General features: G+C 61.1%; 12 protein-coding genes. All 12 read right to left on the minus strand.

Translation table 11 applies throughout. The annotated features are described in order from the left end of the window. Positions 1–107: 107 nt before the first annotated feature. Complete coding sequence (gene atpD, locus AB3X96_RS00845; protein WP_176109931.1) at positions 108–1,502, minus strand: F0F1 ATP synthase subunit beta; 1,395 nt, start codon at positions 1,500–1,502, stop codon at positions 108–110. 101 nt (positions 1,503–1,603) lie between these two features. After that, positions 1,604–2,488 carry a F0F1 ATP synthase subunit gamma gene (gene atpG, locus AB3X96_RS00850; protein WP_368588254.1) on the minus strand — a complete coding sequence of 295 codons (885 nt, stop codon included), beginning with the start codon at positions 2,486–2,488 and terminating at the stop codon, positions 1,604–1,606. Positions 2,489–2,628: 140 nt separating this feature from the next. After that, complete coding sequence (atpA, locus tag AB3X96_RS00855) at positions 2,629–4,170, minus strand: F0F1 ATP synthase subunit alpha (RefSeq protein ID WP_176109929.1); 1,542 nt, start codon at positions 4,168–4,170, stop codon at positions 2,629–2,631. A 56-nt stretch (positions 4,171–4,226) separates the two neighbouring features. Next, positions 4,227–4,766: a F0F1 ATP synthase subunit delta gene (locus AB3X96_RS00860; RefSeq protein ID WP_368588255.1), complete on the minus strand. Its 540-nt coding sequence runs from the start codon at positions 4,764–4,766 to the stop codon at positions 4,227–4,229. Positions 4,767–4,768: 2 nt separating this feature from the next. Continuing rightward, positions 4,769–5,239 carry a F0F1 ATP synthase subunit B gene (locus AB3X96_RS00865; RefSeq protein WP_176109927.1) on the minus strand — a complete coding sequence of 157 codons (471 nt, stop codon included), beginning with the start codon at positions 5,237–5,239 and terminating at the stop codon, positions 4,769–4,771. Between the two features lie 136 nt (positions 5,240–5,375). Continuing rightward, a complete protein-coding gene (gene atpE, locus AB3X96_RS00870; protein ID WP_007180033.1) occupies positions 5,376–5,645 on the minus strand; it encodes a F0F1 ATP synthase subunit C in 270 nt (89 codons plus the stop codon). Between the two features lie 81 nt (positions 5,646–5,726). Then, the gene (gene atpB / locus AB3X96_RS00875) at positions 5,727–6,578 is read right to left on the minus strand and encodes a F0F1 ATP synthase subunit A (RefSeq protein WP_013090956.1); all 852 of its coding nucleotides are present in this window, start codon (positions 6,576–6,578) and stop codon (positions 5,727–5,729) included. Positions 6,579–6,742: 164 nt separating this feature from the next. Further along, positions 6,743–7,288 (minus strand): ATP synthase subunit I, encoded by a 546-nt coding sequence (locus AB3X96_RS00880; RefSeq protein ID WP_368588256.1) that lies wholly within the window; start codon positions 7,286–7,288, stop codon positions 6,743–6,745. Between the two features lie 573 nt (positions 7,289–7,861). Beyond that, positions 7,862–8,749 carry a ParB/RepB/Spo0J family partition protein gene (locus AB3X96_RS00885; RefSeq protein ID WP_129956626.1) on the minus strand — a complete coding sequence of 296 codons (888 nt, stop codon included), beginning with the start codon at positions 8,747–8,749 and terminating at the stop codon, positions 7,862–7,864. Positions 8,750–8,767: 18 nt separating this feature from the next. After that, a complete protein-coding gene (locus tag AB3X96_RS00890; protein WP_368588257.1) occupies positions 8,768–9,559 on the minus strand; it encodes a ParA family protein in 792 nt (263 codons plus the stop codon). A 70-nt stretch (positions 9,560–9,629) separates the two neighbouring features. Then, positions 9,630–10,313: a 16S rRNA (guanine(527)-N(7))-methyltransferase RsmG gene (gene rsmG, locus AB3X96_RS00895; protein ID WP_368588258.1), complete on the minus strand. Its 684-nt coding sequence runs from the start codon at positions 10,311–10,313 to the stop codon at positions 9,630–9,632. Next, positions 10,310–12,268, minus strand: coding sequence for a tRNA uridine-5-carboxymethylaminomethyl(34) synthesis enzyme MnmG (gene mnmG, locus AB3X96_RS00900; RefSeq protein WP_368588259.1), 1,959 nt, complete (start codon positions 12,266–12,268; stop codon positions 10,310–10,312). The genes rsmG and mnmG overlap by 4 nt, the downstream gene beginning before the upstream one ends. Between the last annotated feature and the right edge of the window lie 64 nt (positions 12,269–12,332).

Genomic DNA, 12,332 nt, shown 5'->3' on the forward strand with positions numbered 1-12,332 from the left:
CCATGCAAGGCGGGTTGAGCGTAATAAGAGACGCTGGCTTTGCTCAACACTACCGTTTTGGCAGTCGTGATGCGCGAGGCCCGCGCCCGCTTCGTTACACCCGACCTTTACTGGATCTTCTTGGCCTTTTCGAAGGCTTCGTCGATCGTGCCGACCATGTAGAACGCTTGCTCCGGCAGGTGATCGCACTCGCCTTCGACGATCATCTTGAAGCCACGGATCGTTTCCTTCAGCGGCACGTACTTGCCCGGCGAACCCGTGAACACTTCAGCGACGTGGAACGGCTGCGACAGGAAACGCTGGATCTTACGAGCACGCGCGACAGCGAGCTTGTCTTCCGGCGCGAGTTCGTCCATGCCCAGAATCGCGATGATGTCGCGCAGTTCCTTGTAGCGCTGCAGCGTTTGCTGCACGCCGCGCGTGATCGAGTAGTGCTCTTCGCCGATCACGTGCGGGTCGATCTGACGCGAGGTCGAATCGAGCGGATCCACCGCGGGGTAGATACCAAGCGAAGCGATGTCACGCGACAGCACGACGGTTGCGTCCAGGTGGCCGAAGGTCGTAGCCGGCGACGGGTCGGTCAGGTCGTCCGCAGGGACGTACACGGCCTGCACCGACGTAATCGAACCAGTCTTGGTCGACGTAATCCGCTCTTGCAGCTTACCCATTTCTTCAGCCAGCGTCGGCTGATAGCCCACTGCCGACGGCATACGGCCGAGCAGTGCCGACACTTCGGTACCGGCCAGCGTGAAACGGTAGATGTTGTCGACGAAGAACAGCACGTCGAGGCCTTCGTCACGGAAGTGCTCGGCCATCGTCAGACCGGTCAGCGCAACGCGCAGACGGTTGCCCGGCGGCTCGTTCATCTGGCCGTACACCAGCGCGACCTTGTCGAGAACGTTCGAGTCCTTCATTTCATGATAGAAGTCGTTCCCTTCGCGGGTACGCTCGCCCACACCGGCGAACACGGAATAGCCGCCGTGTTCCTTCGCGATGTTGTTGATCAGTTCCATCATGTTCACGGTCTTGCCCACACCGGCGCCACCGAACAGACCCACCTTACCGCCCTTTGCGAACGGGCAGATCAGGTCGATAACCTTGATGCCGGTTTCGAGCAGCTCGGTCGACGGCGACAGTTGGTCGAACGCCGGAGCCTTCTGGTGGATCGCACGCGTGGTTTCGCTCGAGATCGGGCCAGCTTCGTCGATCGGACGGCCCAGCACGTCCATGATACGGCCGAGGGTCGGCTTGCCGACCGGCACGCTGATCGGGTTGCCCGTGTTTTTCACGATCGTGCCACGGCGCAGACCGTCCGAAGCACCCAGACAGATGGTACGGACCACGCCGTCGCCCAGCTGCTGCTGGACTTCGAGCGTCAGCTCCGAACCTTCGAGAATGAGCGCGTCGTAGATCTTCGGCATGGATTCACGCGGAAATTCCACGTCGATCACCGCGCCGATGCACTGTACGATCTTGCCTTCTACCAAAGCAGTGGTACTCATCGCTTTTCCTTTAGATACTCAATTCTTCACTCGCGCAAAGGCGCAGTTTCTCCGATGGGTGCGCCGCTCGGGCGCACACGCAACGACCTGTCTGACCGAGGTCAGACGGCCGCCGCTCCACCGACGATTTCCGACAGTTCTTTTGTGATCGCGGCCTGACGGCTCTTGTTGTACACGAGCTGCAGATCGCTGATGACCGTCTTCGCGTTGTCCGAAGCGGCTTTCATTGCGACCATGCGGGCCGACTGCTCCGATGCCATGTTTTCCGCGACGGCCTGATAGACCAGCGCTTCGACATAACGCACCAGCAGTTCGTCCACCACTGCTTGCGCATCCGGCTCGTAGATGTAGTCCCACTGCGTGCTCGGCGTCGTACCGTCTTCTTCCGTGCGCTCGAACTGGTCCGCCGACAACGGCAGCAGTTGCTCGATCACCGGCTCCTGCTTCATCGTGTTGACGAAGCGCGTGTACGCGAGGTACACCGCCGAAATCTTGCCTTCAGAGAACAGGTCGAGTTGCACCTTCACGGCGCCGATCAGCTTTTCCAGATGCGGCGTATCGCCCAGTTGCACGACGTTCGACACGACCTTCGCCTGCAGACGGTTCAGGAAGCCCAGACCCTTGCTGCCGATCGCGGTTGCATCGATCGTCTTGCCCTGACCTTCAAGTTCCTTGAACCTCTGCAGCGACGCGCGCAGCACGTTGGTGTTCATCCCGCCGCAAAGACCTTTATCAGTCGTGACGAGGATGATACCGGCCGCCTTCGCGCCTTCGTTCGACACCATGAACGGGTGACGATACTCCGGGTTCGCACGGCTCATGTGCGCGGCGATGTCGCGGACCTTGTCGGCATACGGGCGAGCAGCGCGCATGCGCTCTTGAGCGCGGCGCATCTTTGATGCGGCCACCATCTCCATCGCTTTCGTGATCTTGCGCGTGTTTTGTACGCTCTTGATCTTGCCGCGAATTTCCTTCATTCCAGCCATTGCTTGCTCCTTTGTCGGCCCGGGTTAGCGCTTCAGCGCTTACCCGGGTCCCATGCAAAGCGGCCGAAGCAGCGCGGGAGCATTCGCATGCGGCCCGCGCCGCTTCAAGGTCCGTTTATGCCTTGCGGATCACTCGCGGATCAATAAGCGCCGGACTTCTTGAAGTCTTTGACGGCCGCGTGCAGCAGGCCTTCGTCGTCCTTCGAGAGTTCCTTGGTATCTTCGATACGCTTGACCAGGTCAGCATGGCTCGACTTCAGGTGATCGCGCAGGCCCTTCTCGAACGGCAGGACTTGGGCAACTTCGAGGTCGTCGAGATAGCCGTTGTTCGCTGCGAACAGCGACACAGCCAGTTCCCACACCTGCAGCGGCTGATACTGCGGCTGCTTCAGCAGTTCCGTCACGCGGCGGCCGCGCTCGAGCTGCTTGCGGGTCGCTTCGTCGAGGTCCGATGCGAACTGCGCGAACGCAGCGAGTTCACGGTACTGCGCGAGGTCGGTACGGATACCGCCCGACAGCTTCTTCACGACCTTCGTCTGAGCCGCACCACCCACACGCGACACCGACACGCCAGCGTTAATTGCCGGGCGGATACCTGCGTTGAAGAGGTCGGTTTCAAGGAAGATCTGGCCGTCGGTAATCGAGATCACGTTCGTCGGAACGAATGCGGTCACGTCGCCTGCCTGCGTTTCGATGACCGGCAGTGCCGTCAGCGAACCGCTCTTGCCCTTCACTTCACCGTTGGTGAACTTCTCGACGTACTCTTCCGAGACGCGAGCAGCACGCTCGAGCAGACGCGAGTGCAGATAGAACACGTCACCCGGGTAAGCTTCACGGCCCGGCGGGCGGCGCAGCAGCAGGGAGATCTGACGGTATGCCCAAGCCTGCTTGGTCAAGTCGTCATAAACGATCAGCGCGTCCTGGCCGCGATCGCGGAAGTATTCGCCCATCGTGCAACCGGCGTACGGCGCGAGGTATTGCATCGCGGCCGAATCCGAAGCCGAAGCGGCCACGACGATCGTGTATTCCAGCGCGCCCGATTCTTCGAGCTTACGCACTACGTTCATGATCGACGAAGCCTTCTGGCCAATCGCGACGTAAATACAAACGAGGTTCTTGCCCTTCTGGTTGATGATCGCGTCCACGGCGACTGCGGTCTTGCCGCACTGGCGGTCGCCGATGATCAGCTCACGCTGGCCACGGCCAATCGGCACCATCGAGTCGATTGACTTCAGACCGGTTTGGACCGGTTCCGAAACCGACTTACGCCAGATCACGCCCGGTGCAATCTTTTCGATTGCGTCGGTCATCTTCGCATTGAGCGGGCCCTTGCCATCGATCGGGTTGCCGAGCGCGTCGACCACACGGCCGAGCAGTTCCGGACCAACCGGCACTTCGAGAATGCGGCCCGTCGTCTTGACGATGTCGCCTTCCGAAATGTGTTCGTATTCACCCAGAATCACGGCGCCGACCGAGTCACGCTCGAGGTTCAGCGCCAGACCGAAGGTGTTGCCCGGGAATTCGAGCATTTCGCCCTGCATCACTTCCGACAGACCGTGGATACGCACGATACCGTCGGTCACGGAGATCACGGTGCCCTGGTTGCGAACGTCTGCGCTCGCTTCAAGGCCCTGGATCCGGCTCTTGATCAGCTCGCTGATCTCAGAGGGATTGAGTTGCATTATTCGCTCCTGATAGTCAATTCTGTTGCGTGCCAGCCGCTAAAGCGCGAAGCGCTTCAGGCCGTCAGGGCCGTTTGCATCCTGGCGAGCCGCGCGCGGACCGAGGTATCGAGCACTTCGTCGCCAACCGTCACGCGTACGCCGCCGATCAGCGACTGATCGATTTCGACCGTCGGCTTCAGCTTGCGCTTGAACTTGCGTTCGAGGCTTGCGACGAGTTCGTTCAACTGCGCACCTTCGAGCGGGAATGCGCTGACGACCAGCACATCTGCCGCGCCTTCGCGGGCGTTCTTCAACTCTTCGAACTGCGAGGCGATTTCAGGCAGCAGCTGCAGGCGATGGTTGTCCACCAGCATCTGCACCAGATTCTTCGCTTGCGCGTTGTCCTTGAGCGGCGACTTGACCGCAGCCAGCAGCAGATCGCTAACCTGGGCGCGGCTCACTTTCGGGCTCGAGGCGATCGACAGCACTTCGGGCAGACGCGCAACCTGTGCCAGCTCCTGCACGAGCGTGGACCAGGCGGCGATGTCACCAGCTTCGGCCACGCCAAACAGCGCTTCCGCGTACGGACGGGCGATGGTTGCAAGTTCGGCCATGATCAGAGCTCGGCTTTCAGTTGATTCAGCAGGTCAGCGTGAGCTGCCTGGTCGACTTCGCGCTTCAGGATCTGTTCAGCGCCCTTCACAGCGAGTGCAGCGACTTCGCCACGCAGCGCTTCGCGCGCCTTCACGACTTGCTGCTCCGCGTCGGCCTTCGCCTGCGCGATGATGCGGGCGGCTTCCGCCTGCGCCTGAGCCTTGATTTCGTCGGCGACTGCGACAGCGCGCTTTTCAGCGTCGGCGATGCGTTGCTGGCCATCGTTGCGAGCCTGAGCCAGTTCCTGGTCGACGCGCTTATGAGCGGCTTCGAGTTCCTGCTTGCCCTTTTCCGCGGCGGACAGACCGTCGGCGATCTTCTTCGCGCGCTCGTCGAGGGCGTTGATCAGCGGCGGCCACACGAATTTCATCGTGAACCACGCGAGGATCAGGAACACGACCATTTGCGCAAACAGGGTTGCGTTGAGATTCACGGTGTTTCCTTAAACGTTGCTTGTTCGGAAAGTGAAACGGCAAGGCGCTCATCGATTCTGCTCGATCAGCGCCCCAGTACCCGTTCCGCCCTGCGCCTTTACCTGTTATAGCTCAGGCGCAAACCTCCGAGGAACCTCAGCCTGCCAGCTTCGAGAGCAGCGGGTTCGCGAACGCAAACAGCATTGCCACACCAACGCCAATCAGGAACGCCGCATCGATCAGACCAGCCAGCAGGAACATCTTGGTTTGCAGCGGGTTCATCAGTTCCGGCTGACGGGCACATGCTTCGATGTACTTGCCGCCCATCAGACCGATACCGATACAGGCGCCGATAGCACCCAGGCCGATGATGATGCCGATACCGATGGCGGTCAGACCCTGGATGTTGGCGATGAAAGCTTGCATGATCACTCCTTTGTGAAAAGTCTTTTAGAACTGGTTGGAACTGGGATTTGAAAAACTACGATTCTTTGCCGACAACGCGGGTTAGTGCGCGTCGTGTGCCTGGCCGATGTACACCAGCGTCAGCATCATGAAAATGAACGCCTGCAGCAGAACGATCAGGATGTGGAAGATTGACCACACTGTGCCGGCGACCACGTGGCCGATGAAGCCAAGCACCGTCGTGTCCGCGCCGAAGCTCCAGATGCTGCCGAGCAGGGCAATCAGCAGGAACAACAGTTCGCCCGCGTACATGTTGCCGAATAGCCGCATGCCGAGCGAGACCGTCTTCGCGACGAACTCGATGATGTTCAGTGCCAGGTTCGGGATCCACAGCAGCGGATGCGCGCCGAACGGAGCGGACAGCAGTTCATGCACGAAGCCGCCAGCGCCCTTGATCTTGAAGTTGTAGTAAATCATCAGCACGAACACGCCGAGTGCGATGCCGATCGTGCCGTTCAGGTCGGCGGTGGGCACGAGGCGGTGGTGCGGAATGACTTCGGAGAGGCCCAGCCAGCCGATCAAGCGGCCCGGCAGGTCGACGGGGATAAAGTCGAGCGAGTTCATCAGCGCGACCCAGACGAACACCGTCAGCGCGAGCGGCGCGATGAAGGTGCGCGAGCCGTGAATCATGGCCTTCGATTGATCCTCGACCATTTCGACCAGCATTTCGATCGCGCATTGGAAGCGGCCCGGGACGCCGGACGTCGCCTTGCGGGCTGCCAGATGCAGCACGAGGATCGTGACGAGGCCGCACACGATCGACCAGAAAAGGGTGTCGAGATTCCACACATGGATGTCGAAAATCGACGTCTGGTGTGCGGTGGAAAAGTTCTGCAAGTGGTGCGCAATGTACTCGGACGGATCCATTGCGCGCGTGCCTTCGCTAGCTGCCATATCGTTAAAGCCACCCAAATTGTCGAAAATCGTTCTAGGCCGTTCCCACCGAAATACCGTATGCGGGAACGCGCCCGGTGCGGGCCCTGTCTCGTCCGCACACCCGTGCCGGCGCTCCGCGCCGGCCTTAAATTCTTTTTGCTGCTATTTTTTGTGCTGCTACCTTAGCGCCACGCCAAGGCGATCCAGTAAGTCTTCAGCGCGATGAGGTAGGTCACCAGCAGCGGAATCCAACGTACGTCGTGATACCAGAAGGCGATTGCGACAAACATCGCAATCGTTGTCCCCATCTTTAATGCTTCGCCGATCATCCAACTCATCACGGTCTCGGCGCCGCCCAGCTTTTCCAGTCGCGCCGCGAACAACGCACCCGGCACCCAGCAGATCGCCCCCCCCAGGAACGCTGACAGCGCAGCAGCGCCCGGCGGCTTGTAGAACAGCCACCACAACAGCGTTGCAACCAGGGACAAAACCATTTGCGCTGCGACGACCCTGAACGGCGTCACGCGCGATGGACGACCCACGCCGGGACCAAACAGCTTTTCCGCCTCGGCCCGCGTGAGCGGAACGATATTGTTATCTTCCTGCGCGTCATCCCACGCTTCGGCCGGATCGAACTGCCGACTGGCGGACGTCTCGGGTGCGGAGCGTTCAGCGCGGTGTCTGTCGTCACCATTTTCCGGCGACAGATTCGACGTTTTAACCGCCATCCCAATGTTCCGAAAGTCTCGTTCAGCCCGCGAGTTTACGCAGCGCTTACGGGGTTGCCGTGCAATTAAATCCGGGCGATTGTAAGCGATAGTTGCAGGCAATTCAAGACTTTAGGCCAACCTATAACGGCGTGAAACGTGCCTTCACGATGCGGTAAAACATATGCTAACGACGCGAATCACGTCGAATGTAAGGTGGACGGGGGGCGGCAAAATCCGTGGGGGTAGTCGCGTGGATCGAAGCTCTTTGGCAGGCCGTTTCGACGCTGCGACGGACGTCTCGAAAATGCAACAAACGCCGCTTTTTTAAGGGCTAAACGGGACGGATCTTCAATTAACCTGAGCCATAATCGCCGCGATTTTCATGATGATCGAGCCGCTTTGCGATAGCGGCTCGTAAGGATGATTACCGCGTCGATGTCGAAGGCTTGAAACTAGGATTCCTGATTATTTTTGCATCGTTTGTTTGGAATCCACGATAGTTGCTCGCACTGAGGTAAACCAACTCGCGGCAGTACTCATGCACAGGCCGCCAGCCGTTCACCCCCTTCCGTGCTAAGCGCCATTCTGCGCTCAGACGTTCGCGTTCCCGCGCAAGCGGACAAGAATGCCTTCCAACGCGTCGAGATCGCCAAAGTCCACCAGCACCTGGCCGCGACCGCGTCGACCGAGCTTGATTTTCACCGTCGCCGACAACAGGTCCGACAGTTCCTCTTCTAGCCGTCGCGTGTCGCGGCCGCCATCCGGGTTCGCGCGCGCCTTGACCGCCGGCGTCACTTTCGTGGTCATCGCGACCAGCTTTTCGGTCTCGCGCACAGACAGGCGCTTATTGACGACCTGGTTGGCCAGCGTGATCTGCGTCGCGGCATCGACCGCGAGTAGCGCGCGAGCGTGACCCATGTCGAGATCGCCGGCGAGCAACATCGTCTGTACCGGTGTCGCGAGATTCAGCAGCCGCAGGAGGTTCGACACCGCGCTGCGCGAACGGCCCACCGACTCTGCCGCCTGCTCATGCGTGAAATTGAATTCATCCAGCAGGCGCTGGATGCCCTGAGCCTCTTCGAGCGGATTCAGATCCTCGCGCTGGATGTTCTCAATCAGCGCCATCGCCGCGGCGGCCTGATCGGGCACGTCCTTCACGAGCACCGGCACCTCATCGAGGCCCGCCAGTCGCGCTGCGCGAAAACGCCGCTCGCCCGCGATGATCTCGTAGCGATCCGCCGCGATCGGACGCACGAGAATCGGCTGCATCAGCCCTTGCGCGCGGATGCTTGCCGCGAGTTCCTGCAGCGCACCTTCGTCCATGCGCGTACGCGGCTGGTATTTGCCAGCCTGCATCTTGCCGAGCGGCAGCACGTTCGGCGCACCGTCGATCACCGCTGCTTCGGTGATATCCGCGGTGCCGCCGAGCAATGCCTCCAGACCGCGGCCCAGTCCCTTCTTTCTTGCTACTGCGTTCATCGTGCTTCCTCGATCCGCTTAGGATGCCTGGGGCGCGTCATTCAGCGCGCGCACCCGCTCAATCATTTCGACGCCGAACTGCACGTACGCCTGCGCGCCTCGCGACGCCCTGTCGAACACAACACCGGGCAGCCCGTAGCTGGGTGCCTCGGCCAATCGCACGTTGCGTGGAATCACCGCGTCGAACACCTTGTCGCCGAAGTGCTCTTTCAATTGATCCGAGACTTGCTGTTGCAACGTGATGCGCGGATCGAACATCACGCGCAGCAGACCGATCACCTTGAGGTCGCGATTCAGGTTCGCGTGCACCTGCTTGATCGTATTGACGAGGTCGGACAACCCTTCGAGCGCGAAGTATTCGCACTGCATCGGAATGACGACGCCGTGCGCGGCGCATAGTCCGTTGAGCGTCAGCAGCGACAGAGCCGGCGGGCAATCGATCAGCACGAAATCGTACTCGCCCTCGACCGCAGCGAGCGCCGTCCTAAGTTGACGCTCGCGATTCTGCATGCTGACGAGCTCGACCTCGGCGCCCGCAAGCTCACGGTTCGCGGGCACCACGTCGTATCCGATCGCCTCGGGCCGCACGCGCGCATCGGCCACCGACACGCTGTCAACGAGCACCTCGTAGACCGTGTTCGTACATTCGGCTTTGTCGATACCGCTGCCCATCGTGGCGTTGCCTTGCGGGTCCAGATCGATGAGAAGGACTCGCTGTCCCTGCGCTGCCAGGCTCGCGGCCAGATTGACTGCGGTGGTCGTCTTGCCGACACCGCCCTTCTGGTTCGCAACGCAGAAGATTTTTGCCATCGTTGGTGTGTCCCTTTTGCTGCTTGGATGAAGTGAAAATCGTTGGGGGTGCCTAGAGGCCGCGTGGCCGTTAGCTTTCGCTGTCCACTCGCACCTCAATCAGGTGCCGTTCGGCGTCGAGCGACGGCACGTTCAGCCGGATGATCTGTTCCACGTGGGCACCCGCCGGTAGACGCGCGATTTCGGCATCCGGCCGCACACCCTTCATCGCCCAGATCGCGCCCTGCTCCGCGACCAGATGACGGGCCAGTGTAACGAAATCCGCGAGTTCTGCGAATGCGCGCGAGACGATTACGTCGAACTTTGCCGATACTTCGGCGCCAGGCTGCAGCGTCTCCACCCGGCCGGTCACGACCGACAGGTTCGCGAGACCCAGTTCGGCCTTCGCCTGCGATTGAAATGCCGTCTTCTTATGGACGATGTCGTTCGTCGTGACGGTCCACTCGGGCAGCACAATCGCGAGCACGATGCCCGGCATGCCACCGCCCGAGCCCACGTCGAGCACCGACGACGGTCCGCGCGGCGCCAAGTGCGGCACGATCGACAGCGAATCGAGGATGTGCTGAATCAGCATCTGCCGCGGATCGCGGATTGCCGTCAGGTTGTAGACGCTGTTCCACTTCGCGAGCAGCGCGACGTAATCGAGCAGCTTGCGCTGCTGCACGTCGCTGAGTTCCAGGCCAAGTTCACGGACGCCGTCCGCCAGCAATGATGCCAACGCCTGCTGGTCGCTTCCCCTTTGCACTGCCGTCATTGCACCACCGGCGAGCTGTCGGCGCCGGGCTCGGCAGGTTTCGACGGGCGACGCCCGAGGCCACGCTTCAGATGGACCATCAGCAGCGAGATCGCGGCAGGCGTGATGCCCGAAATACGCGACGCCTGGCCGATCGTTTCCGGCCGGAACTGCATCAGCTTCTGGCGGGCTTCGAACGACAGTCCACGCACCTCGGTGTAGTCCAGCCCTTCGGGCAGACGGGTATTCTCTTGCGCCTCGTTGCGTTCGATCTCACCGGCCTGGCGGTCGATATAGCCTTGATATTTGACGCCGATTTCGACCTGCTCCTTAATCTGCGCGAGCAGCACGGGGTCGTCCGCTAGCGCTTCAGGCGCGCCACAAGTGCCATCGCGCAGCGCGCAGACGCCGTCGTAGCTGACACCCGGACGACGCAGCAGGTCCGCGAGACTGTATTCGTGGTCGATCGGCTTGCCGAGCAATGCGGTGGCTTGTTCCGGGGATAAGGTCTTAGGATTGACCCACGTTGAACGCAAGCGCTGTGTTTCACGTGAAACAGCGTCACGCTTGCGACCGAAGGCGTCCCAGCGGACGTCATCGACCACACCGAGCTCGCGCCCGATCTCCGTCAACCGCATGTCGGCATTGTCCTCCCGCAAGCTCAGACGGTACTCCGCACGGCTCGTGAACATCCGGTACGGCTCGGACACCCCGCGCGTGACCAGATCGTCGACGAGGACGCCGAGATAAGCCTGGTCGCGCCGCGGGCACCATGCTTCCTTGCCTTGCACGAACAGGCCGGCGTTGATGCCGGCCAGAACGCCCTGCGCTGCCGCCTCTTCATAGCCAGTCGTACCGTTGATCTGGCCCGCGAAGAACAGCCCACCGATCACCTTGGTTTCCAGCGATGCCTTCAGCCCACGCGGATCGAAATAATCGTACTCGATCGCATAGCCGGGCCGCAGGATATGGGCATGCTCCAGACCGCGCATCGATCGCACCAGCTCGAGCTGCACGTCGAACGGCAGGCTCGTCGAGATACCGTTCGGATAGAACTCATTAGTGGTCAGACCTTCCGGCTCGAGATAGATCTGATGCGATTCCTTCGACGCAAACCGGTGAATCTTGTCCTCGATCGACGGGCAATAGCGTGGCCCCACCCCCTCGATCACGCCCGTGTACATCGGTGAACGGTCGAGACCGCCGCGAATGATGTCGTGTGTCCGTTGATTCGTATGCGTAACCCAGCACGGCACTTGGCGCGGGTGCTGCTCGACGCGCCCGAGGAACGAGAACACCGGCACCGGGTCCAGATCGCCCGGCTGCTCTTCGAGTTGCGAATAGTCGATCGTGCGACCGTCGATCCGCGGGGGTGTCCCTGTCTTCAGCCGGCCCTGCGGCAGCTTCAGCTCTTTCAGCCGCGCCGACAGCGAGACCGCGGCGGGGTCACCCGCGCGGCCGCCGGTGTAGTTGTTCAAGCCCACATGGATCTTGCCGTCGAGGAACGTGCCAGCCGTCAGCACCACCGCGCGAGACCGGAAACGAATACCCACTTGCGTGACGGCGCCTACCACGCGGTCGCCCTCGACCATTAGATCGTCGACGGCCTGCTGAAACAGCCATAGATTCGGCTGGTTCTCCAGACGATGGCGGATCGCCGCCTTGTACAGCACGCGGTCGGCCTGAGCGCGCGTCGCGCGGACCGCCGGTCCTTTCGACGAATTGAGGATGCGGAACTGGATGCCGCTTTCGTCGGTGGCAGCCGCCATGGCGCCGCCGAGCGCATCGACCTCCTTGACCAGATGGCCTTTGCCGATGCCGCCAATCGACGGATTGCAGCTCATCTGACCAAGGGTTTCGATGTTATGGGTCAAAAGCAGCGTTCTATTGCCCATGCGCGCCGACGCCAAAGCGGCTTCGGTGCCGGCATGACCGCCGCCGACGACGATTACGTCAAATTCTGTGGGAAAAAGCATCGCGGGATCTCACGCCAGATCGTCGCGTGAGCCTTCAAAGGAAAATGTATGGGCGAATTATAAC

It is taken from the genome of Paraburkholderia sp. BR13439 (genome assembly GCF_040948805.1).
Taxonomy (GTDB): domain Bacteria; phylum Pseudomonadota; class Gammaproteobacteria; order Burkholderiales; family Burkholderiaceae; genus Paraburkholderia; species Paraburkholderia youngii.

Coding starts and splice junctions, on each gene's coding strand:
- AB3X96_RS00860 (WP_368588255.1), bottom strand. CDS start 4,766: ATGGCCGAACTTGCAACCATCGCCCGTCCGTACGCGGAAGCGCTGTTT.
- atpE (WP_007180033.1), bottom strand. CDS start 5,645: ATGCAAGCTTTCATCGCCAACATCCAGGGTCTGACCGCCATCGGTATC.
- atpG (WP_368588254.1), bottom strand. CDS start 2,488: ATGGCTGGAATGAAGGAAATTCGCGGCAAGATCAAGAGCGTACAAAAC.
- atpD (WP_176109931.1), bottom strand. CDS start 1,502: ATGAGTACCACTGCTTTGGTAGAAGGCAAGATCGTACAGTGCATCGGC.
- mnmG (WP_368588259.1), bottom strand. CDS start 12,268: ATGCTTTTTCCCACAGAATTTGACGTAATCGTCGTCGGCGGCGGTCAT.
- AB3X96_RS00885 (WP_129956626.1), bottom strand. CDS start 8,749: ATGAACGCAGTAGCAAGAAAGAAGGGACTGGGCCGCGGTCTGGAGGCA.
- AB3X96_RS00890 (WP_368588257.1), bottom strand. CDS start 9,559: ATGGCAAAAATCTTCTGCGTTGCGAACCAGAAGGGCGGTGTCGGCAAG.
- atpB (WP_013090956.1), bottom strand. CDS start 6,578: ATGGCAGCTAGCGAAGGCACGCGCGCAATGGATCCGTCCGAGTACATT.
- rsmG (WP_368588258.1), bottom strand. CDS start 10,313: ATGACGGCAGTGCAAAGGGGAAGCGACCAGCAGGCGTTGGCATCATTG.
- AB3X96_RS00880 (WP_368588256.1), bottom strand. CDS start 7,288: ATGGCGGTTAAAACGTCGAATCTGTCGCCGGAAAATGGTGACGACAGA.
- atpA (WP_176109929.1), bottom strand. CDS start 4,170: ATGCAACTCAATCCCTCTGAGATCAGCGAGCTGATCAAGAGCCGGATC.